The organism is Candidatus Defluviibacterium haderslevense, assembly GCA_016712225.1.
Classification (GTDB): domain Bacteria; phylum Bacteroidota; class Bacteroidia; order Chitinophagales; family Saprospiraceae; genus Vicinibacter; species Vicinibacter haderslevensis.
In genome coordinates, this window is record JADJRL010000003.1 from 700,804 (window position 1) to 722,722 (window position 21,919).

General features: G+C 32.5%; 22 protein-coding genes. 19 read left to right on the top strand and 3 right to left on the bottom strand.

Translation table 11 applies throughout. The features are described from left to right. Positions 1 to 2: 2 nt before the first annotated feature. Together metF and IPK88_02980 are read right to left on the bottom strand one after the other, a co-directional pair. Complete coding sequence (metF, locus tag IPK88_02975) at positions 3 to 959, bottom strand: methylenetetrahydrofolate reductase [NAD(P)H] (GenBank protein MBK8242364.1); 957 nt, start codon at positions 957 to 959, stop codon at positions 3 to 5. A gap of 73 nt (positions 960 to 1,032) precedes the next feature. Continuing rightward, complete coding sequence (locus tag IPK88_02980; GenBank protein ID MBK8242365.1) at positions 1,033 to 2,187, bottom strand: prolipoprotein diacylglyceryl transferase; 1,155 nt, start codon at positions 2,185 to 2,187, stop codon at positions 1,033 to 1,035. A 106-nt stretch (positions 2,188 to 2,293) separates the two neighbouring features. Here IPK88_02980 and IPK88_02985 point away from each other — a divergent pair, with 106 nt between their 5' ends. From IPK88_02985 to IPK88_03055, 15 genes are all read left to right on the top strand, one after another. Further along, positions 2,294 to 2,860, top strand: coding sequence for a hypothetical protein (locus IPK88_02985; protein MBK8242366.1), 567 nt, complete (start codon positions 2,294 to 2,296; stop codon positions 2,858 to 2,860). A 56-nt stretch (positions 2,861 to 2,916) separates the two neighbouring features. Next, positions 2,917 to 3,312, top strand: coding sequence for an OsmC family protein (locus tag IPK88_02990; protein MBK8242367.1), 396 nt, complete (start codon positions 2,917 to 2,919; stop codon positions 3,310 to 3,312). 27 nt (positions 3,313 to 3,339) lie between these two features. Beyond that, entirely contained in the window at positions 3,340 to 4,014 is a 675-nt protein-coding gene (locus IPK88_02995) for a hypothetical protein (protein MBK8242368.1), read from the top strand. 133 nt (positions 4,015 to 4,147) lie between these two features. Further along, positions 4,148 to 4,864, top strand: a complete 717-nt coding sequence (locus tag IPK88_03000; GenBank protein ID MBK8242369.1) for a pirin family protein — start codon at positions 4,148 to 4,150, stop codon at positions 4,862 to 4,864. 2 nt (positions 4,865 to 4,866) lie between these two features. After that, a complete protein-coding gene (locus IPK88_03005) occupies positions 4,867 to 5,445 on the top strand; it encodes a nitroreductase family protein (GenBank protein MBK8242370.1) in 579 nt (192 codons plus the stop codon). Positions 5,446 to 5,629: 184 nt separating this feature from the next. Beyond that, positions 5,630 to 7,573 carry a sensor histidine kinase gene (locus IPK88_03010; protein ID MBK8242371.1) on the top strand — a complete coding sequence of 648 codons (1,944 nt, stop codon included), beginning with the start codon at positions 5,630 to 5,632 and terminating at the stop codon, positions 7,571 to 7,573. Between the two features lie 9 nt (positions 7,574 to 7,582). Beyond that, positions 7,583 to 8,221: a response regulator transcription factor gene (locus IPK88_03015; GenBank protein MBK8242372.1), complete on the top strand. Its 639-nt coding sequence runs from the start codon at positions 7,583 to 7,585 to the stop codon at positions 8,219 to 8,221. 243 nt (positions 8,222 to 8,464) lie between these two features. Then, complete coding sequence (locus IPK88_03020; protein MBK8242373.1) at positions 8,465 to 10,096, top strand: C1 family peptidase; 1,632 nt, start codon at positions 8,465 to 8,467, stop codon at positions 10,094 to 10,096. Between the two features lie 167 nt (positions 10,097 to 10,263). After that, complete coding sequence (locus IPK88_03025; protein MBK8242374.1) at positions 10,264 to 11,115, top strand: pentapeptide repeat-containing protein; 852 nt, start codon at positions 10,264 to 10,266, stop codon at positions 11,113 to 11,115. 314 nt (positions 11,116 to 11,429) lie between these two features. Further along, positions 11,430 to 11,951, top strand: a complete 522-nt coding sequence (locus IPK88_03030) for a nuclear transport factor 2 family protein (protein ID MBK8242375.1) — start codon at positions 11,430 to 11,432, stop codon at positions 11,949 to 11,951. A 76-nt stretch (positions 11,952 to 12,027) separates the two neighbouring features. After that, on the top strand, positions 12,028 to 12,240 hold the full coding sequence (locus IPK88_03035) for a hypothetical protein (protein MBK8242376.1): 213 nt from the start codon (positions 12,028 to 12,030) through the stop codon (positions 12,238 to 12,240). Positions 12,241 to 12,756: 516 nt separating this feature from the next. After that, positions 12,757 to 13,335 carry a YceI family protein gene (locus tag IPK88_03040; protein ID MBK8242377.1) on the top strand — a complete coding sequence of 193 codons (579 nt, stop codon included), beginning with the start codon at positions 12,757 to 12,759 and terminating at the stop codon, positions 13,333 to 13,335. Positions 13,336 to 13,354: 19 nt separating this feature from the next. Beyond that, positions 13,355 to 14,797, top strand: a complete 1,443-nt coding sequence (locus IPK88_03045; GenBank protein ID MBK8242378.1) for a hypothetical protein — start codon at positions 13,355 to 13,357, stop codon at positions 14,795 to 14,797. A 74-nt stretch (positions 14,798 to 14,871) separates the two neighbouring features. After that, entirely contained in the window at positions 14,872 to 15,447 is a 576-nt protein-coding gene (locus tag IPK88_03050; GenBank protein MBK8242379.1) for a hypothetical protein, read from the top strand. 138 nt (positions 15,448 to 15,585) lie between these two features. Next, positions 15,586 to 15,936 (top strand): MmcQ/YjbR family DNA-binding protein, encoded by a 351-nt coding sequence (locus IPK88_03055; protein MBK8242380.1) that lies wholly within the window; start codon positions 15,586 to 15,588, stop codon positions 15,934 to 15,936. Positions 15,937 to 15,946: 10 nt separating this feature from the next. On the opposite strand, the gene IPK88_03060 is transcribed toward IPK88_03055, so the two are convergent. After that, entirely contained in the window at positions 15,947 to 17,692 is a 1,746-nt protein-coding gene (locus IPK88_03060; GenBank protein MBK8242381.1) for a DUF885 domain-containing protein, read from the bottom strand. 243 nt (positions 17,693 to 17,935) lie between these two features. Here IPK88_03060 and IPK88_03065 point away from each other — a divergent pair, with 243 nt between their 5' ends. The 4 genes from IPK88_03065 to IPK88_03080 all read left to right on the top strand — a co-directional run bounded on the left by IPK88_03065 (position 17,936) and on the right by IPK88_03080 (position 21,911). Continuing rightward, positions 17,936 to 19,216, top strand: coding sequence for an acetyl-CoA hydrolase/transferase family protein (locus tag IPK88_03065; GenBank protein MBK8242382.1), 1,281 nt, complete (start codon positions 17,936 to 17,938; stop codon positions 19,214 to 19,216). A 969-nt stretch (positions 19,217 to 20,185) separates the two neighbouring features. Beyond that, a complete protein-coding gene (locus IPK88_03070) occupies positions 20,186 to 20,584 on the top strand; it encodes a hypothetical protein (protein MBK8242383.1) in 399 nt (132 codons plus the stop codon). 229 nt (positions 20,585 to 20,813) lie between these two features. Then, positions 20,814 to 21,293 carry a hypothetical protein gene (locus tag IPK88_03075; protein MBK8242384.1) on the top strand — a complete coding sequence of 160 codons (480 nt, stop codon included), beginning with the start codon at positions 20,814 to 20,816 and terminating at the stop codon, positions 21,291 to 21,293. A gap of 24 nt (positions 21,294 to 21,317) precedes the next feature. Then, positions 21,318 to 21,911, top strand: a complete 594-nt coding sequence (locus IPK88_03080) for a hypothetical protein (protein ID MBK8242385.1) — start codon at positions 21,318 to 21,320, stop codon at positions 21,909 to 21,911. Positions 21,912 to 21,919 lie beyond the last annotated feature (8 nt).

Sequence of the window (21,919 nt, forward strand, 5' to 3'; positions counted from 1 at the left end):
ATTTACATAATTTGTTTTACTATTTTACTGATGACTTCACGATCGCTCATGGTATAATAATGTATGCATGGCACACCAGCTTTTTTAAGTTCTATAGACTGATGCACACACCACTCTATTCCAGCTTCTTTAATGGCTTCATCTGATTTTGCTTTTTGTATTGACTTTACTAAATCATTTGGCATTTCAATAAAAAAATTTCGAGGAATGGCTGTCAATTGATATTTCTTAGTTATGGGTTTGATGCCAGGTACTATAGGAACATCGATACCCTCTTCTCTACACAATTTGACGTAATCAAAATACTTTTGGTTGTCAAAAAACATTTGCGTCACAATATAATCTCCTCCTGCATCCATTTTTTTCTTTAGAAATTTCAAATCAGATTTTAAACTTGGAGATTCAAAATGCTTTTCAGGATAACCGGCTACACCAATGCAAAAGTCAACAGGGGAACCGTTAGAGATATTACTATCTAAATAAATGCCTTGATTCATTGAATCTATCTGTTTGATCAAATCAATAGCATGCTCATGCCCACCAGTTTCGGGTATAAATTTATCATCAAATTTTCGTGCATCACCTCTTAATGCCAACACATTGTTAATCTGAAGAAAATGCAAATCAATTAATGCGTTTTCTGTATCCTCTTTAGTAAATCCACCACATATTAAATGGGGCACTGCTTCGACTTTGTAACGGTTCATGATTGCCGCACAAATACCAACGGTACCAGGACGTTTTCGAATGGCAATTTTCTGATAATAACCACTCGGTTGTAGATTATAAATAAACTCCTCTCGATGGTATGTAACATCAATAAAAGGAGGTTGAAATTCCATGAGTGGATCTAATTGATCGAATAATGAATGGATACTACCTCCTTTGAGTGGAGGTAATACTTCAAAAGACACTAACGTTTTGCCTTTTGCTTTTTCAAAATATTCTGTAACTTTCATACTTTTAATAACAATTATTCGTGATTATGTTTCGACAAAATGAAATTCTTAAATAATCTTTTTATGTAAAAAATTATTGAATTTTTTTACGCCAAAAAATAACAATTCCAATGATGCCCGTAAAAATTAACAACAATGCAATGCCTTGAGACATTGAAGGATTCATTCCCAATATATTGTATCTTGGATTCACTCGTATCATTTCAATAAAAAACCGCTCAATGCCATTCAATAAGGCATAGATAAAAAAGAGCACACCTGCATATGGAATTCGTGTCCGAAGAAACCATAATATACCTGTAATCAATAATGCCAAAATGGATTCATATAAAGGGGTAGGAAACACTTTAGGTATTAATTCAGTACAATAATGCCAAGTGCATCCTTCTATTTTGACTCCTTCTTCGATTACATTATGTGGATATGAAAACGCCCACCAGGAGTCCGGAAGCAAAAACCATCCTGGTTTAGCCATCTCATTGACAATTCCCCAATCCCCGTCTCCTGAAATATGACAGCCCATTCTTCCAACACAATAACCAATCATTAATGTTGGTGCAATCGCGTCCATCATATGAATGGGATGTAAACCTTTAGATTTAACATAACGAAATACTATAATAAAGGCTAAAATTAACCCACCGTATATAGTCAATCCACTTCCAGAAAAAAAAGTACCTATGGGATCTCTAAAGAAATCACCAAGATTCTCCAATATGGAAAATAATTTCGATCCAATAATACCCGATAAAGCAGCAATACCTGTAATATCGAAAAGCCTTGATTGCGGTGTAATGAATACATCTTTTCTCTGAATCTCTTTATCTTTTTGTTGATTCATTTTATAAATCCAATATCCTGCAGTAAGTACAGCAAATCCTAATCCCCAAAACCAATTCCCATTTAGTGAAAAAATGGCCTTCTCTGGACTGGATTTGAATGCTGCAAAATCGGAAACGATTAGACCTAATTTAAAACCAAAAAGAAAATTTACAAAGGTTTGAATACCAATTTCCTGCCAATCAATGGGTTTATAAACGATAATGTTCTCCATTCGACCTACAATTTGGCCTGATTTTTCCTTTCGTTTTAATTCTAAATACAATAAATACCCGCTGGCTAGGAAGGAAAACCCTAAAAACAAGCCAAAACTCTTGATAATCGAAAAAGCATTATCAGGCTGGGTACCTATCAATGCGTGTAAAATGTAAGATAAATCTGGATACATGAATTCTTTGATTAGAACGCGGCTAAGGTAGGGGTTTTTTGGGTATAGATATGTAAAAACTTATATATAAGTATAATTTATAATATAAATATTGTTTCTTTGTATAATGAAATGGATATTATCACCAATAATTGTTGTCCTTTTGAGTATTAGCGGGACTTTTGCTCAAAGTGGAGCAGTACTTTCTGTGGGTTTAAGCCTAATGGATTCGCAAAATCCTAAAGTTACCAAGAGTGGACAACATCATAACGGCTGGCATGCATCATTAACAGCTCGTTTTGGACCTGATTTTTGGTATCTAAGAACAGGACTGGAACTTCACAAGATATCCTTGAGTTCATCCAACACCATCGAATTATTTCAAGACATTCCTCACACCTATATGCTAAAGATTCCTGTTCAAATTGGTGCACGGCTCATCAAGACCGATTTATTCAAATTAAGGTTAGCTGCAGGTGGACAAGTTAGTTATATCTCTGTCATTCAGGATAATGATCAAAATCTGAATCATAACACCATGAGTGATTTGCAATTCGGAATTTTGGGAACTATTGGAATAGATCTGAATAACTTCACCTTAGATCTCAGTTATGAAAAAGGCATTACTGAACTCTATACTGATACTGGTTTTGAAGCTAATTATTGGATCATGTCTGCTGGTTTTTTCTTTTAAATAATTTACTTATTCTTAATATTCATTTTTTGAAACGTATTAAAACTTAGCTTCCTATGCATACCCATGTTACAGCCTCAATCCAAACAGAAAATTACAAAACAATAATCAAGTCAGAACTCAATGAACTGATATCAGATGAAGCAGTCTCTGTAGGTGGCGGTGGGACCGGATTCAATCCACATGAACTTTTGGCTGCGTCACTTGCCTCTTGTACATGTATCACACTTCGAATGTATGCAGAACGCAAACAATGGCCTATTGAAAAAATTGATGTTCAGGTTTCTATTTCAAAAGATAAAGTTTTAGCTTCTACTCACTTTGAGCGAAGTATAACAGTACATGGTCATTTAAGTGATGAACAACGTGATCGTTTACTAGAGATTGCTAATGTATGTCCAATACATAAAACACTCAGTAATGGCATTTATATTAATACATCGATTTCATAAAATTAGAGATTTCATGTCTTCCAAATTATGCGATTTAATACAATAAATTTGACCATTCAAATTGTAGATAATCAAATAAAAGTCATTTCTACTGTAATTGGAATATTGGCATTCATTTGGTTTCTTCCAGATTCCATCATTGCGCAAAAGATAAAATATTTTGATGAAGAAAATATTGAAATCTCTAAAAAACAATATAATCATAAACTGAATTCAAAAAACTATTTAGAAATTCCTGGAGACTCAATCCATTGCATAAAATTGATAGCAAGAGCTCAAAGTGGTCAAATAGAAAATATTGCATTGTTATATCATACTTTTGAAGTCGAATTAAAACAAAAATTAGATTATAAAAAACCGCTCATTATCATATACTATCCCGGGAAAGATGCATGTAATTCAAATGGCTCACAAAATGTTGAGTATTTTGAAAAATGGTATGAAGAACTCGAATCAGGTGTATTTCAAATTACTCAGACAAAACCGATTTACATTTACAAAAAAGATGATGCCATAGAAAAATATGGCAAGCACATGGTGTGGTATAAAGACCCTTTGAATATTATTGAAAAAACTTTTTTTAAATACTCATATCCTTGCAACAGTTTTGTTGTCATTTCTCAACAAGGACAATTTGAAAGCTATTTTGGAGAATTTCCAAAAGAATATGTGTGGAAGGCATGTCAATTTTTAAAAAATTGATGCATTATTCGTAAAACAATTATTGCTTAGTTCTGTTGATCAATAAAAAATGTTTTAGATATTTCTTTAAATAACCTTTATTATTGGAAGTACTGAATTTATAATATTTCAATTCCATTTCATTCCATTTAACATGTTACAATATACTTTACATAAAGCAGAAACCAGAGGGGATGCCAATCATGGATGGCTACACAGCAAACACACATTCAGTTTTGCCAACTATTATGATGCTAACAGAATGCATTTTGGAGTTTTACGTGTATTAAACGATGATACGGTATCAGCAGGAATGGGATTCGGAACCCATTCACATAACAATATGGAAATCATAAGTATTCCATTGGAAGGTGATCTTGAACACAAGGATAGTATGGGTAACACAACTGTAATCCGTAAAGGCGACATACAAATCATGAGTGCCGGAACAGGCATTCAGCATAGTGAATACAATAAAAACAAGGATGCTGAAGTTAAATTTTTACAAATTTGGATTATACCCAATAAAAAAAATGTTACACCTCGATATGATCAAATCACTTTAAATCCCCTAGACAGAAAAAACCAGTTACAACAAATTATTTCTCCAAATCCAAATGATGCCGGAATATGGATTCATCAGAATGCATGGTTTTATCTTGCAGATTTTGATACTGATTTTAGCCTAAGCTATTCCATAAAATCTAAAGAAAATGGATTGTATATTTTTATCTTAAATGGCCAAATACAAATTAATGATTTGACACTTCATTCGAGAGATGGGCTTGGAATTTGGGATACAGATCAAATAGACATTAATGTCACCGCTAACACCTCGTTTTTATTAATGGACTTACCCATGAACTTATAAATATGAATTCTATTAAAATACCTATAACCGAATTTCCTGTTCTTGACATCATCAAAAACAGATGGAGTGCAAGAGCATTCGCTCCAGAAATAATTACGGATACCCAAATTGATACTTTGCTGGAAGCTGCAAGCTGGGCAGCAAGTGCTAATAACGAACAACCCTGGCAATATATTTATGCCCACAGAGGAAGTGAAGGATTTAAACAAATATGGAATTGTTTGATGCCCGGGAACCAACCTTGGGCCATTCATGCAGGTACATTTGTAGTTTCAATGGCTCGCACAACATTCCATTCCAATCAGAAAGTTAATTTTTTAGCCCATCATGATTTAGGTATGGCCAATGCTCATTTATTGCTTCAAGCTAGATCTATGGATATTTATTCACATCCGATGGCCGGTTTTGATAAAATCAAACTAAGAGAAACCCTAAACATTGAAGAACTCCTTGATCCGGTGTGCATTATTGCTCTGGGCTATCTGTCAAATGCAGAAACCCTTGAAGAACCCTTCAAAACAAGAGAATTGACTCCTCGTACCCGAAACGCCGTTTCACAATTTGCGACCAAAATAAAATAAATAAAAAATTTATATCTATTTAATACAAAGTCATGAATTTCGCCGTCACGTTTTAACATAAAATAAAATCACTGGCAAGGAAATAATCGTAATTTTTTAATACAATTATATTTCCATTTGGAGTATATTCCTTATTTTGCAATGGCATATCAAGATATATAGATCCTTAAATATTCCGTTGAATATGAAATTCTTTTTTTGCAGTCTTTTTATTTTTTTTTCAGATGTTCTTTGCGCTCAGCAAAGATATAAAGCGGACTCCTTATTGCAGGTTTTAGAGCACACAACTGGCACTGATCGAGTAGAGACATTACGTCATTTGAGTCGGGCCTATATTGGAGCAGACAAAGTAAAATCCTTGGAATATGCTAGAGAATCCGTTGTAGAAGCAGAAAAACTGAACAATGACACCTTTTTGGTAAGAAGTTTAAATAACTTATCCGGAGCTCTTCAACATGCAGGAGAACGTCAAAAAAGTCTTCAATACATAGATAGGGGTATTGAAATCACTCGAAAAAATGGAAATAAAGTACAATTAGTGGAATGTTTAGGATTTAAAGCTACCGCTTACGGTGGAATGAAACAAATTGTTAAAGCCTTACCTTATGCACAAGAAGCACTTAAGATTTCTGAGGAAATAAAAGATTCTGTAGGTATGTTAGATGCCTTAGAAATTATAGCTGCTGCATATAAAGATTTACATCAATATGAAGAAGCTATCAAAGTATATCAACAAGAAATTGATTTACTCCAATTTCTTCCAACACGTCTTTTTGAATATGGTCGTGTAAGTGTTAATTTAGGTGAAGTTTATGTTAGTCAAAAGCGATACAATGAGGCCATTTCGAATTTCGTTAAAGGAAAAGAATATTTTTCAAAATTCAAATACCCTTCAGGTGTTTTATTTGCTAATGCTGCTTTGGCTGGCACATATATGAAAAGCAACCATTTCAATGAAGCCCAAAATACTTTTAAAGAAATTTTAGAAATGAACAAATCAGTTCAAGACCCTGAATTAAGCTGTGTGTCATTGAATGGTTTGGGAATATTAGAAATGCAGCATCAGCATTATGATGAAGCTTTTAATTACTTTAAACAAGCAGAAAAAATATCTAAAAATTCAAGTTTACCAGCTATTTTAAAAGAAGTGTATAGTAATTTGAATGATTTAAGTTGTTTAACAGGCGATTATGAAAAAGCAAAAACTTATAAAGAATTATCTAAATCCTATGAGGATACCATACTGAACAAAAACGTTTTGGACCAAATAAGCGAATATCAAGTTCAATATGAAACTGCTCAAAAAGAAAAAGAAATTGCAGAAAAGAAATTACAAATCAGTGCTCAACAATCAGAAATATTTAAAAAAAATACGATAAATTATAGTTTACTTGCGAGCCTAATTGCCTTTGTTGTTCTAGCATGGTTGTTTTATAATCGATTCCGATTGCGTAAAAAAGCAGAATTAGATGCTGCAATTATTCAAGAACAACGACAAGGATTAAATGCCGTCATTGAAGCCCAGGAAAATGAACGCAAACGAATCGCTAAAGATCTTCACGATAGTATAGCACAGGAACTTGTTGCATTGAAATTGGGTTTTACTAAATTAAGAAACAGAATTGAAGGTCATGCACCTACCGAAGCTGCACTTATGTTAGAACTTGAAAATCAGTTAAACAATTCCTGTACTGAGGTTCGGAACATTTCACACATAATGATGCCCCCTGCATTGGAACAAGCCGGTTTAATTTCTGCATTGGAGACCTTACTTCATAATGTTATGCAACATTCTAATATTAAGGCTCAAATTGAATTGGGTGTATTGCCTTCTAATCTGGATAAAAAAATAGAAACCGGATTATATCGCATTGTACAAGAATTATTAAATAATGTTATTAAACATGCTCAGGCAAATCATTTAATGTTGCAGTTCTATCAAGCCAATCAAAATCTCATCATGCGTTTAGAGGACGATGGCATTGGTTTTGATTATCATCATGAAAGGAATAAGGGCAGTATGGGCTTGTTGAATATTCTTAGTCGGGTTATTACGCTGGGCGGGACATTTAATACAGAACCTGCAGAACCCCATGGGACTATATCTACGATTAGAATTCCACTATAATATGAATCCATGCAATCCAAAATTAAATTAATTTTAGTTGATGATCATTTGTTAGTCAGAGAAGGGTTTAAATCTTTGCTTACTGATATGGATTTTGTAGAACTTATAGGAGAAGCTGCTGATGGAAAACAAGCTTTACAATTATTGCGTAATGGATTGAGGCCTCAAATTATATTGATGGATGTTGAAATGCCTGTAATGGGAGGACTTGAAACAACTGAGATTATTTCAAAAGATTATTTTGGTATTAAAGTCATCATGCTTTCTATGGTCAATAACAAAGATATCATCCAAAATTGTATAGAAAAAGGTGCCAAAGGATATTTATTTAAAAATGCATCAATGTCAGAACTTGGAGACGCTATTCGAAAAGTTGCAGATGGCGGTCATTATTTTTCTGAAGAAGTAACACTTACCTTACTTAGTAAATCAACTTCCTTTGAAGATTCAGCATTATATCAATTGTCTCCTCGGGAGATTGAAATTTTAAAACTCGTGGCTGGAGGGTATTCCAGCACAGAAATTGGACAACAATTATTTATCAGTCCAAGGACTGTCGATACCCATCGCAACAATATTATCCAAAAACTTCAGGTAAATGGGGTTGCAGGATTGGTTCGATTTGCCATTAAAGCTAAATTGGTGTAAAAATTTAAAAAATAAAGGAAAGTTAGCTTTTTCTAACTAAAAAAACTAACTTGCTACCCCAATCCAGTGCACATATTTTAACTTTACGTAGATCTTTGTAGTAAATTACAAAGATTTACGGATACTACATTGAATTATTAAAGCTCAACTTTGCATCGTAATCAAATTTGTAATTTTCGATTTATGATTACATCACATGTTTAAACTTTATCATTCATTAAAAAAACCATTAAAACTATTATTATGAAAAATTTACTTTACTTCACTTTATTCTTATTCATCTTTTCCTGTAAGGAAGAGGATGTTATTGATAACGGCCCTGGGAATAATCCATATACCTTTGGTTGGGATGGTAACGATGATGCTTCCAAAGTACCTTCAAAAGTTGTTTTTGGAAATGGTAATTCTAACCTACCAAAATCCGTTGATTTAACCAGCAAATTTCCTCCAATTGGAGATCAAGGGCAATATGGAACTTGTGTTGGTTGGGCTACTGCCTATAATGTTAAAACAGCGATTAATGGCATAGATAATAATTATTCAACTAATGACCTTAAAGATTCAAGAAATCAATTTAGTCCTAAGGATTTGTTTGTATCTATAGATAATAATCTAAAAGGCGCTAATTGTAATGGTACTGGTTTTGACAACGCTTTAGATCTCATACAAAACAGAGGAGTTGCTACATTAGCTACAGTTCCTTATACCAATTTAGGTAATTGTGATAAAAGTCAGGTGCAGTCATCTTGGACAGCAGAAGCTGCATCCAATAAAATAAAGTACTATAGAAAGGTAGATCCAAAAGTGAATACCATAAAGGAACAGCTGGCAAATAATGTCCCGATTATTTTAGGAGCGAAACTAAGTGATAATTTTATGTCTTGGAATTCAGATGAGGTGATCTCATCCAATACAACCTACAATAATACGGGTCAGCATGCCTATCATGCATTAGCTATTTTAGGTTATGATGACGACAAAGGTCCAAATGGTGCATTCAAAGTAGTGAATTCATGGGGACAAACATGGGGTAGCAAAGGGTATATTTGGGTCGATTATAATTTCATGGTTAATGATTTCCAGTTTAATAATAATTTTTACATAGCAGCAAATGAAAAAGGTGATGGCAAAAAACCAGATCCTAATCCAGGCGGTAGCAGTGCTGACCTTGCGGGTTGGATTTTTTCTGATCTATCAGAATATGATAACACCGGCGATCCTCTAGCCCGATCAACAGAATTCAATATTTATAATATTGGAAATTCTAATATATCTCCTGCAACAGGTTGGAGAATCTATTATATCTATTACAATGCGTATGATGCCGATGATTATGGTGTAATATTTTATGATGAGTTCACGCAGAGCATTCCAAGTAATACGATATCATGTAATGGAAATAATTGCAAAATTAATTATGTAGTCAATTCCGGAAAAAATCTGGCTGAAGTTCTCTTTGGTATTGGAACATTAGGTATTCGTCAGACCTATAAGATGGCTGATATTACAGGCGATTATTATTTGTTATTGTTAGCGGATGGAGATGATGTCATTCAGGAAGACGATGAATTGAATAATCTATATTATTCTTCTGATGAACCTATAGAATTTATTGATGGTTACGGAGAATTAAAATCTGGGCCAACACAAAGAACAGATTCCAATAAGAATTTTGACTTCCTAAATCCATTAAAGGCAACTTCATCAAATATTGAGCAATGCAAATATCATTCGGCTGTTAATGCCAAGCATAGAAATGCCTATACTCCTGAAGAAATTGTACAATTCGTTAAATATCAAAAGAAATCAGGTCAAATAGATCGAATGGTAAAAAGTCTTCCAAAGCAAAACACAAAAATTAATGCTGCTAAATAATTATTGATGATTATATCTGAACCAGGTCAATACGGCCTGGTTCTGTTTTTTTATTCAAAGAAAAAATAACAACAATGACCTTCGACCACAAAAAAAGATTACATTGGATACTTGCCCTAACTTCTTTATTTCTTTTGAATTCTTGTCAAGCCCAAAAAAAAAGTAAAATGAATTCCATTTCTGCCAAAGAAATAATAGGATTAATTAATAGTCAAAAGCCTGTCAATATTCAAAATAGAACTATACAAGACGACCTTGATTTCACTACCATTTCAAATGCAGACCAAGTCAATGAATCATTGGACCAATATATTATCAATTCAGGTATGCATTTTTCAAATTGTCGTTTTTTAGGAAAAATTATATTCTTCAAGCAAGAAAAAAACAAAATGATCAGTGGAAAAATAAATGCCACTATAAGTTTTGTCAATTGTGGTTTTGATGCTGAATTCATGGCTAAATCTTTAGATATATCGGGAATACTTTCCTTCCCTTCATGTACTTTTAGTAAATTAGCCAACTTTGAAGACATCAATGCGAATCACGATGTTAATTTTTCAAAATCCATCTTCAATGAAGAAGTGCGTTTCCAAAATGCAGTATTCCAAAGAAGACTCAATATGCTGGGATGTGAATTCACCAAAGTGGCAAGTTTTCAGGGATCTAGTTTTAGAGGGGATGCCCAATTGAGTAATATTAAATTTTTAGAATATTGCGATTTCGGTATCTGTCAATTTCATGAAAATGTGTTTTTTAATTATTCGATTTTTCAGAAAAAAGCTATATTCAATCAATGTGTTTTTAATAATCGGGCAGAATGGAATGATACCAAAATGTATCATGTAGAATTTAAGAATACACAATTTAGAGGCTTAGCATCTTTTGTGAACGCTGCTATATCAGGAAAAGCTATTTGGGATCGTGTTACTTTTTTTACGCAAGCTATTCCTCTGGATCAATGCACCATTCAGAAAGAAAATCTAACGGTAAATGAAGTGGTAACAATATATAAAAATTAATATTGATCAAGCACTAAGTTCAGAACAAATAATCGATAGTTCATCGTATTCAACTACTCTGGTTTGAATACAATGTACAGCGACTAATTTACCTATCACTCTTTTCCATAATATCTACTGTCTTGAATATTTCATTTAGTCCGTGTATTTATAAATAAAAAATACGTAGATCTATGTAGTGATTTTACACAAACCTACTGATTAATATCCCCTCTTCCTCAGTGCATCTTTGTATCATCAAATTTAGAATATCAAATGCAAGATTTTCTAATTTAAATTACAAACATTATTTCATTTATTAAAACTATTTTTTTATGAATCATTTATTAAAATCCATGTTAATATTCACTTTACTTATTACTTCATTACAATCAAAAGCTCAAACTGCTGGAGGTTTTTGGGTTGGAAGTAAAACTACAAAAGGCTTAGTTAATTCCAATGCTACTGCTATCCACAAAATGTGGAAAGATACCTGGGATGCTTATCAAGCGGGTGACAACAAAAAAATGTGGGCGGCTTATACTAATGATGCTGCAGAAATCAGTCCTGATGGCAACATCACTTACGGTAAAAAAGCATTGAAAGCTTCTTGGGAGGCATTTATGAAAATGGCAGATAAAGCACCAAGTTTTACATATGGGGACCCACAGGTTCGCATATTGACCAATGACATTGCCTTGATCGTATGGGACTCTTCAGCCGACATCCAAATGGGTGGTAAACAATTGGGAGGTAAAACAAAAGGCATGGCAGTCGTTCGAAAAATCAAGGGTCAGTGGTTCATTGAATTTGATTCACTGACACCAGTAATCCCTATGCCGGAAACACAAAAGTGATCTCAATTATATGTCTTGTGTTATATCTAATTTTTATAAAATTCATTTTTTATATCATTTATTAAACTATTTTATTATGAACCATTTATTAAAAACATTAGCATTCATATTAATACTCATTTGCTCATCAAATTTACATGCTCAGCCAGGTGGTGGCATTTGGGCTGGAAGTCTTAAAGCCATCTCACAAACCAATACCCATGCTACACCAAAAGCTAGAATTTGGATATTAAATAACAAACAGATCCAAAATGATAACACTAACACAATATTAGCTTTCAGTACATAGGAGTTTTCATCAAATTTTGATAGAACGATTACTGACATTCAACATATTTTGAATAATACATGTGAATCCATTTCAGAAAAATTTGAGAACATGTTTTCATTTCTATTTTGGCGATCAACTCTGTAATTTCAATGAATCCTTTATTTAGTGATCTTGTTTATTCTATGGTAATTGAGCTATTTTTAATTGTTACAATTTGGATAAACACTTATAAAATAAACAAGATTCATTTTATAAGTTGCTTGTTACTTATAGTTCAAATTCTTAGTTGGTTTAAATATTTTTTTAATTAATTATATATATAATATTTATAATCAATTATTTATGTTATATTTTTTAAATATTATATCACTATTTTATATAATTATACAATTATAGTTTACCCCATTTTTCAAATAAAGCCAATAAAAGTCTTTTTTTAGGGTAATTCCAAAAAAATCATTAATTTCGACCTGATGAAATTTATAAATATCATCTAAATACCAAATTTTTTAATATCAAGCTTTAATTAATTAAATGAAATATTTCCTCATTTTATCAATGATTTTTGGGATAAATACAATTCGTACAACAGCCCAAGTCTCCTACACTCTTAAATCACATGTAATAAAAATATATGGAACTTCAACATTACATGATTGGAGTATTACAGCAAATAAGGCTTCTGCAAGCGGAGTTTTTGTACTAGAAGGCATTAAAATTAAAGAAATTAAATCGATGCGTGTAGCTATAGAAGGCCCAGAATTGAAAAGCGATAAGAAAAGTAAAGGAATGGATCAAAAAATTTATGAGGCGCTAAATATCATTAAATGTCCAACCATTACCTACCAATTCAATCAAATCATCTCTAATACCACAGATCAAAATGGTAATACTTTAAATACTCAAGGCGTATTTAACATTGCTGGGACAAATAAGGACGAAAGTTTAACGGTCCATACCAAAATAAATTCAGATGCCACAATAACATGCACTGGAAGTAAAAAAATAAAGATGACGGATTACAAAATCAAACCTCCAAGTGCCATGCTAGGTGCTATAACATCTGGTGATGAAGTTACCGTAACTTTTGAAATGGTATTGCAAAAAAATTAATTAATTAAATATTTTTACAATGAAAAACAAACAACTAACCCATTTTTTGATTTGCCTAATCGGCTTTATTAGTTTCAACCTGTCAGCACAGGATTCAGGAATTCAGTACTACAGAGACAACAACAAAAGTGGTATCAACGTTTTTGAACCTTCAAAAACAGCTGATCAACCCGAATTTAAAGGTTTACACTTTAAATTCGGAGCCAGTTTTACACAAGATTTTCAATCTTTGAAACATTCCAATACGCCTACATTTGCTATTGACCCTAGAGACCCCAATTTTAACACCAATTTACTTTATGGCACTACTACTTCAGATTCTACCACAGCAACGCTCACTGGTTTTAATACAGCAATGGCCAATCTAAATTTAGATGTTCAATTAGGTGATGGAATCAGGATGTGTGTGGAATCGTATATGTCAACAAGACATCATAATGAATTCTGGGTAAAAGGTGGATATATCCAAGTAGACAAATTACCCATGTTTGGAAATCCTGAGTGGTTCAAAAAATACTTAAGATTAAAAGTTGGACACTTCCAACCGAATTATGGTGATATGCAATTCCGCAGATCAGATGGAGGAAATACGATGTATAATCCATTTGTTGAGAATAATATATTAGACGCATTTACTACTGAAATTGGTGGTGAAGCATATGTTTTTCCAATTAAAGGCCTTATGTTAATGGTAGGAATGACGGGAGGAACCTTGGAAGGTAATATTGATGTATCTGATGCCAGACCAGAACCATTTACATTTGATAAAACTAAACGTAAGCCTTCGTTTTTAGCAAAAGTTGCTTATGACAATTCGATCAATAAATTGAGATATCGTCTTTCTGCTTCGATTTATCAGAATGGTGGAAGCCCTAATCATACATTATATTATGGTGACAGAGCAGGATCACACTATTTTATGGTGATGGAACAAAACCGTTCTGAAATTCGGGTTGATGGAATTTCACAAGGTATAGGACAAAGTACCTATCGCAACAATAAAGATTCCGGACGATTCATTCCAGTATTTAATAGTGAAGTAAATAGTTTTATGGTTAATGCTTTCGTTAAATATATGGGGCTAGAGTTTTTTGGTACTTTTGAAAGTGCTGAAGGTAGAGTTGAACTTCCTTTCTATTTAAGAAAAGATGAACCAAGAAAAGTTTCACAATACTCTACTGAGTTAGTCTATCGTTTTTGTAAAAAAGAACAATGCTATCTAGGTGTTCGATATAATTCAATGACAGGCACTCCATTTGTTGCTTCATCTGCATTTGCACCACCACCTGCTGCAACCGAAGATGGTACAATTACAAGACTTGCTATTGCTGCTGGATGGTTTCCACTACATAATTTACAAATCAAAGGTGAATATGTTATGCAAAAATATAACGACTTCAAAGATTATAGAAAAGATGGCGAATTTAGTGGCTTTGTATTAGAAGCTGCTGTAAGTTTCTAATCAACTAAGTTATTATAAACAAAATGTTGCTGACAAGATTTATATTACTTTGCTTGTTTCCATATAGTTATTTGATGAATACAAATAAACCAAGCATTCCATTTGTATATCCAGACAGCAAAATATTATTCTCGTCAGATAGCAAAATGTATTTGACTGGAAAAACAAATGTTGGTTTATATACTTGTGATTGTGAAACCCCACAAGTATATATTCCACTTTGTTTTGATTTTCAAAATCAAAAAACGGTATTTCAAAACATAAGAATGAAGATATCAACTTCAAATATTGAATGTCACCGAGATCTTTATAACTATAATTTAAAAAAAGGCCTAGAGTCAGATAAATTTCCCTTTATTTCTATAGATTTATTAGAAGCTTGGAAATCTGACTACTCGATGTTTATGAATGAAACTCAATGGTTTGATGTTATAGCTAACACCAATTTAACCATTAAAGATACTAAACAAAATAAACAAATATTTGCTCAGGGAATCAGAATATCACCAAATAAATACCGTATAAAAGGATCACAAACTTTAAGTATGAAAGACTATAATGTGGTGGTACCTCAAATCCTTTTTGGTCTAGTTCAAGTTGAAGACTATATCGTTTTTCATTTTGACTTATCAATCGAAATCATTGAATAGTCGCAATTTTATTTTAACTAATTCGTTTTACATTTTTTTCCAATATCTATTTCAATATTTTGCATTTTCATTCTATATTTTATTGCATTTAAATTTTTTAAGTCATATGGATCATATATTTACACCAAATTAAAATCAATGGACAAAGATGTTATTAAACACATAGCCCTCTCCTTTCCACAAACTTCCGAGCAGTCTCATTTTGATAAGCCGTCTTTTAGAATAGGTAAAAAAATATTTGCTACCCACAATTTGAAAGAAAATAGAATTTGTGTAAAACTTTCCGAAATAGATCAGAATGTCTTCTCCTCTTTTGATCCAACTGTAATTTATCCTGTTCCCAACAAATGGGGAAAACAAGGATGGACCTTGGTCAATCTGGAAACTATTTCTAATGAATTACTGTACGACTCTTTATTAGCTGCCTATTGTGAAGTAGCGCCAAAAAAAATATCCGATGCCTTTATTAAGACCCTGGGTGATAGATAAAAAGATTAGTTTATATTAGTCTTTTTTCTAAAACAGCTAAAGGCAAACATCCGGATTCTAAAACCATTCGATGAAATTTTTTCACATCAAATGACTGACCATCTCTTTTTTCAAGAATACTTCGCAACTCTCGAATTTTAAGTTGTCCAATTTTATAACTGCAGGCCTGTCCAGGCCAAGCCATATATCGTTCTATTTCACTGATAATACTTTCTTCACTCTCTGCCTCATTCTCTATGGAATACTGGATTGCTTTTTCTCTTGACCATCCGAAAGCGTGCATTCCGGTATCAACCACTAATCTAATGGATCGATGCATTTCTGCACCCAACATACCAAAATATTGATAAGGGTCTTGGTATAATCCAAGTTCTTGACCTAATGATTCACTGTATAATGCCCATCCTTCACCATACGCTCCGTACCATAATAATTTTCGAAATTCAGGTAAAGATGTATTCTCTTGAGCTAAGGATATTTGGTAGTGATGCCCTGGAATAGCTTCGTGTAAAAATAAATCTTCGTCTGAATACAAATTATACGTTTTCACATTTGGAATGGGCACATAAAATATGCCTGGTCTCGTACCATCTATGGATCCTTGATTGTATTCTGCACTTGCACTTGCTTCTCTGAATGCTTCTGTTCTTCTGATTTCAAATTTTGACTTGGGTTCCAGATCAAACAATTTTGATAAATTGGGTTTCATTTTTTCATAAATGGCATAAAAATTATCAATCACTTGTTTCGGTTCATTAAATGGCATTAATTCTTTTTTTTGTCTAACATGATCAAAAAATTCTTTTAAGCTACCCTTAAATCCAACCTGCGCCATGACTTTCTCCATTTCTGTTTTTATTCTACTCACTTCATTAAGGCCTAACTGATGAATCTCCTCTGGCGTTAAATGAGTTGTAGTCTGCTCTTTCAATTTTGCTGCATAATAGATTTTTCCATTAGTCAATTCACTGATCCCTGAACTTTCTCTAGATGCAGTCAAATAATCACCCTTTAAAAATTCGGTCATAGCCTTAAATCTGGGTACCAATTTATCTTTGATCATCGATTCATAAGCACTAGATAATCTGGATTTATCTTCTGAACTAAAATCTGCAGGTATCCTCCTAATTGGGCTATAGTAAAGGTGTTTTTCCATATCTGTAATGGTCATTGCCTCAAATTGTGGTATCAATTTTTTTGTTAAGGCTTTTGGTAAAACGATTCCTTTTTGAATTCCAAGATGCATATTGACCATAGCTGTATCGAGCCATATTACATAAGCATCCAATCGTTGTAACCAGTTGTCATAATCTTTTACAGTCTTAAAAGGCTGAGTGCCCTCCCCCGATGCAAAAGTCCCCATAGTAAGATGTAAAGAATTAAACTGATTGATGGGTATCAGGTAATTCTCAAATTGCTCATCATCCAAATTAACTTCACATTCCCATTTTAAGATATCATAACTAAGTTGATCAACTTCTGAAAATTTCGAAACATCATAATTTGCAAGGCCTTGCTGATATTTCAAGTACATTGATTTTAAATCATGAATAAATTTCTGTGAAATATCTATTGGAAGCAGATGATTTAATTTAGTTTCACCAGCATATGTACTCTCCAAAGGATAAAAAGTTTGGCGTTCTTCATGATACTGTTTTAAGAAATCTGCAAATGGTGTAATTGGAGTTTGACTGTTTTTTTGTTGGCTGCAAGAGCTAGCTATTACAATTAGAAAAATCCCTAGGTATTTAATCATCCTTTTTTGTTTAGATTGCAAATATACGATAACTTTCGTATATCATAATATGTGCGTTAATATGTATGTATATAATCTGGCATTTCCCATAAATACCTTAAGTCCAAAATGTTAAATTGAAGGAAATCGTTGCACCAAACAACAATCCAATTAGATCCTATATTAAATTTTTTTAAAGGTAAAACTCTTTATGCATCGTATTGTTCCTTATCAGAAATCAAACCATATTCCATAATCCAACATATGAAAATCCAGTCAGCAGAGCACGCAGTGAATAGGATCAACAGCGGAAATAGAGTTTTTTTCCAAGGTGGAGTAGCCACACCAACTTCCTTAATGAAAGCTTTGTTTAATAGGAAAAATGAGCTAAAAAATGTAGAATTGTTGAGTATAAGCACCTTAGGAAATCTGGTCTTCGATACGGAAGAGATAAAAGACAGTTTTTTTGTCAATTCTCTCTTTGTTTCTAAAAACGTCAGAGACATGGTAAATACCGAATATGGGGATTACGTGCCGATATTTTTAAGCGAAATACATTTACTCTTTAAAAATAATATTCTTCCATTGGATGTGGCGTTGATACATGTTTCTCCACCGGACAAACATGGTTTTTGTTCGCTGGGAACTTCTGTAGATATAACACGCGCAGCTGTCAAATATGCCAAATACACAATTGCGCAAATCAATAAACAAATGCCCAGAACCCATGGTGATGGACAGATTCATATTTCTGAAATCAATACCTATATAGAAATCGATGAAGCTCTACCTGAAGTAAGTTATGATCATGATCGAAATGAAATCACAAATGCCATAGGTAAATATTGTGCTGAATTAATAGAGGATCGTTCTACTTTACAAATGGGTATTGGGGCTATTCCTGATGCTGTTTTATCATGTTTGGGCAATCACAAAGATTTGGGCATTCATACCGAAATGTTTTCAGACGGTTTATTGCCATTAGTTGAGAAAGGTATTATCACCAATACTTATAAAGGTAAGCATCGTGGAAAAATAGTAACAAGTTTTGCCATAGGTACAAAAAAATTATACGATTTTGTAGATGATAATCCGGAAGTTCTTTTTTTGGAAATCGATTATGTCAATGACACTAAAGTCATCCGATCTAATCCCAAAATGATCGCCATTAATTCTGCCTTAGAAATCGATTTGACCGGTCAGGTATGTTCTGATTCTCTGGGTATCTATCAATATTCCGGTGTCGGAGGACAAATGGATTTCATTCGTGGAGCTGCTTTATCAGAAGGCGGCAAGCCTATCATTGCATTGCCATCCACTACAAAGAATGGCGAATCTAAAATAGTACCTTTCCTTAAAGAAGGTGGGTCCGTTGTAACTACAAGGGCACATGTACATTATGTTGTTACAGAATATGGCGTAGCCTACTTATTCGGAAAAAATTTATGCCAAAGGGCTCATGCCCTATTAAATATAGCCCATCCCGCACACAGAGAATGGCTTGAAGCAGAAACCATCAAGCGATTTGGAAAGTTGGTGCATTAAAAGCTGCTTTGTCAACATGTATCACAGTTTATCATATTTTGTGTTTGATATTAAAATATCTAAACTATTGAAGTAAATAATGACTATCCTAAGTAATTTCTAAATAAATTGCAAGTACAATTCGTTATAAGCTTGTAAAAAGAAAAAAAGACCATAAGGATAAAATTTATGTATGATTCACTGAGACATTGATCTCTAAGGTAATAATTCCGTAATATCAAATTTATTAAGTACATATTGCAACATCTTAAAACAAAAATATCAGTACTCATTGTACTATCAATATGCATATTAATTATTGGACTTCAAAAATATAAATATCCAAATAGAACCGAAATCCAATTAAAAATAAATTATTTGTCTAAGGTAATAAATCAACCTTTTTTAACAAATATAGACATTCCAAAAATAGAAAAACAAAATTCTGAATGGAATTTATTTACCTTTTCATTTGCCAGTTTTGCTTTGACTAATATTTCATTTTTAGATCCAACTTTCAAGCAACAATCGATTGAATTGATTGATTTAGCTATTCAAAAGGCAATAACTGATACTGTTTATAAATGCTATTTTTCAGGAGATCATCCATTCTTTCCAAAATTAGATACAAACGGTTCTGTTCTCTATTATGGCCACTTGAATATGATGCTTGGTTGTTATCGCATATTATCAAAGAATTCCAAATACAATTCATTAAATGATAGTTTGTCAAGTAATTTACAAAGACGTTTTTTATCTGCAAAATTTAAATGTCTAGAATCTTATTCGGAATTGATATGGATTCCAGATAACACCACCGCTTTAGCATCACTTAAGATACACAGTCTGAATAGTGGAATTAGCTATGATAACATATTTGAGGATTGGGTTAAGTATGCAAAAATTAACTGGATAGAACATCATACCGGTTTGTTATGTTCTATGGTTAATATAGATAATGGCATGCAACTTGAAGAGGCACGTGGCAGCATGATAGGTTGGAGCATATTATTTATAAATTATTTTGACAAGAAATTTGCAAGAGAACTTTATGAACATTATAAAAATAAATTCAGTACTCAATTGATATTTATTAGTTGTTTTAAGGAGCGATATAATAATAATGAAACGACTGAAGGTGATTTAGACAGTGGACCCATATTCCTAGGATATAGTATACCTGCAAATGCCTTTGCATTTGGTGACGCCGTTGCTTTACAAGATTATCGAAATGCCAAACGATTACATCGACTTATAAAGCTAGGAAGCAAGAGTGTAATAAAAGCCAATGAATTACATTATGAAACCAGATTTGTTAACATGTCCATTAGCCCATTAGCTGAATCATTAATACTATATTTAGAGACTCTGATTGATTGGACATATTGACAACAATTTCAAATTTTTTTAGTAATTTACTCATAAAAGTAAAACACTTAAATACTGAATTAAGAAAATATGAAATTTGCCCCCATTTTACTAGATTTGTGTTGTCAGATCAATTAATATGATAATCAAATAGTCTTTATGGTCCTAATTTGATTGATTTGAAGAATGGCAAAAAAAAAATCTTAATATTCTATTTAACTGATAACAATAAAAATATACTCACCATATCATGTTCAGGTTATTCCTATTTAATTTAATAGTTTTACATTCTGCTTGCGCACAAACGAATAAATCCCATACAAATAAACTTGTCTTATCAAATATTTATATCCAAGCCATTGCAGATTTTATTAAAGTTGCAAATAAAAAAAACACGACCATTTTTGATACTCTATTCATAGCAAATCGAAAAATGGATCAACCTGAAGACTTCCCAGATATTGATCTACCTGAAAAAATTGAAAATACACAAATCGTTCTTATTACTCCTAAGCTTGCGGAGATATCACAAAAATCGCGAAAGTCAAGGATATATATTAACATAATGGGTTGGGTTGATAGAGAAAAAGCAGAATTTATTTTTGTAGTTTTTTCCAATGGATTTGACCACCAATATGACTATAATATTAACTATAAATATAACATGAAAAGTGAAGTATTTGAATTGGAAAACGTACAATTCAATGAATCTCCTTTTGGCAAAAAATGATTCAATTTTTAATTAAATTAAAACATGGGATTAAGTATACACTATAGTGGTAGTTTCAAACAAGAAGCCTCATTAGAAAGAATGATTGAAGAAGTGAAAGACATTGCTCAAATCTATGAATGGAAATATTTTATTCACAACATACATTTTCCAGAAAGTACTTTTGGAATAGAAGCGTATGATGGACAGCTATATGGCATTTCATTAACTCCACCGGATTGCGAAACTATTTCCTTGACTTTTTTATCTAATGGTAAAATGTGTAGTGGCTTTGGATTAAAATGTTTTGGTCATTCAGATATGGAAAAAGATAAACAATATCTATACATGTTGAGTACCAAAACTCAATTTGCCGGAAGTACCATTCACAAAATAATTATACATCTATTCAAATATTTAAATAAAATCTATTTTCAAGAATTTCATCTTTCAGATGAAGGTTATTATTGGGAATCAGAAGACGAATCCATTTTGGAAGAACAATTTAAGCTTTATACCAATTTGATAAATGAATTTGAATCTTCAATAAAAAATCATCCTAAAAGTAAAACAGAGTCATTCAAAGATTATTTTGATAGAATAATTAACATTCTAGATACAAAAAGAAATAAAAATTAAATTATTTA

Bases quoted from the DNA above. Each gene is read 5' to 3' on its own strand.
- metF (MBK8242364.1), bottom strand. From the start codon at position 959: ATGAAAGTTACAGAATATTTTGAAAAAGCAAAAGGCAAAACGTTAGTG.
- IPK88_02980 (MBK8242365.1), bottom strand. From the start codon at position 2,187: ATGTATCCAGATTTATCTTACATTTTACACGCATTGATAGGTACCCAG.
- IPK88_02985 (MBK8242366.1), top strand. From the start codon at position 2,294: ATGAAATGGATATTATCACCAATAATTGTTGTCCTTTTGAGTATTAGC.
- IPK88_02990 (MBK8242367.1), top strand. From the start codon at position 2,917: ATGCATACCCATGTTACAGCCTCAATCCAAACAGAAAATTACAAAACA.
- IPK88_02995 (MBK8242368.1), top strand. From the start codon at position 3,340: ATGCGATTTAATACAATAAATTTGACCATTCAAATTGTAGATAATCAA.
- IPK88_03000 (MBK8242369.1), top strand. From the start codon at position 4,148: ATGTTACAATATACTTTACATAAAGCAGAAACCAGAGGGGATGCCAAT.
- IPK88_03005 (MBK8242370.1), top strand. From the start codon at position 4,867: ATGAATTCTATTAAAATACCTATAACCGAATTTCCTGTTCTTGACATC.
- IPK88_03010 (MBK8242371.1), top strand. From the start codon at position 5,630: ATGAAATTCTTTTTTTGCAGTCTTTTTATTTTTTTTTCAGATGTTCTT.
- IPK88_03015 (MBK8242372.1), top strand. From the start codon at position 7,583: ATGCAATCCAAAATTAAATTAATTTTAGTTGATGATCATTTGTTAGTC.
- IPK88_03020 (MBK8242373.1), top strand. From the start codon at position 8,465: ATGAAAAATTTACTTTACTTCACTTTATTCTTATTCATCTTTTCCTGT.
- IPK88_03025 (MBK8242374.1), top strand. From the start codon at position 10,264: ATGAATTCCATTTCTGCCAAAGAAATAATAGGATTAATTAATAGTCAA.
- IPK88_03030 (MBK8242375.1), top strand. From the start codon at position 11,430: ATGAATCATTTATTAAAATCCATGTTAATATTCACTTTACTTATTACT.
- IPK88_03035 (MBK8242376.1), top strand. From the start codon at position 12,028: ATGAACCATTTATTAAAAACATTAGCATTCATATTAATACTCATTTGC.
- IPK88_03040 (MBK8242377.1), top strand. From the start codon at position 12,757: ATGAAATATTTCCTCATTTTATCAATGATTTTTGGGATAAATACAATT.
- IPK88_03045 (MBK8242378.1), top strand. From the start codon at position 13,355: ATGAAAAACAAACAACTAACCCATTTTTTGATTTGCCTAATCGGCTTT.
- IPK88_03050 (MBK8242379.1), top strand. From the start codon at position 14,872: ATGAATACAAATAAACCAAGCATTCCATTTGTATATCCAGACAGCAAA.
- IPK88_03055 (MBK8242380.1), top strand. From the start codon at position 15,586: ATGGACAAAGATGTTATTAAACACATAGCCCTCTCCTTTCCACAAACT.
- IPK88_03060 (MBK8242381.1), bottom strand. From the start codon at position 17,692: ATGATTAAATACCTAGGGATTTTTCTAATTGTAATAGCTAGCTCTTGC.
- IPK88_03065 (MBK8242382.1), top strand. From the start codon at position 17,936: ATGAAAATCCAGTCAGCAGAGCACGCAGTGAATAGGATCAACAGCGGA.
- IPK88_03070 (MBK8242383.1), top strand. From the start codon at position 20,186: ATGATAGGTTGGAGCATATTATTTATAAATTATTTTGACAAGAAATTT.
- IPK88_03075 (MBK8242384.1), top strand. From the start codon at position 20,814: ATGTTCAGGTTATTCCTATTTAATTTAATAGTTTTACATTCTGCTTGC.
- IPK88_03080 (MBK8242385.1), top strand. From the start codon at position 21,318: ATGGGATTAAGTATACACTATAGTGGTAGTTTCAAACAAGAAGCCTCA.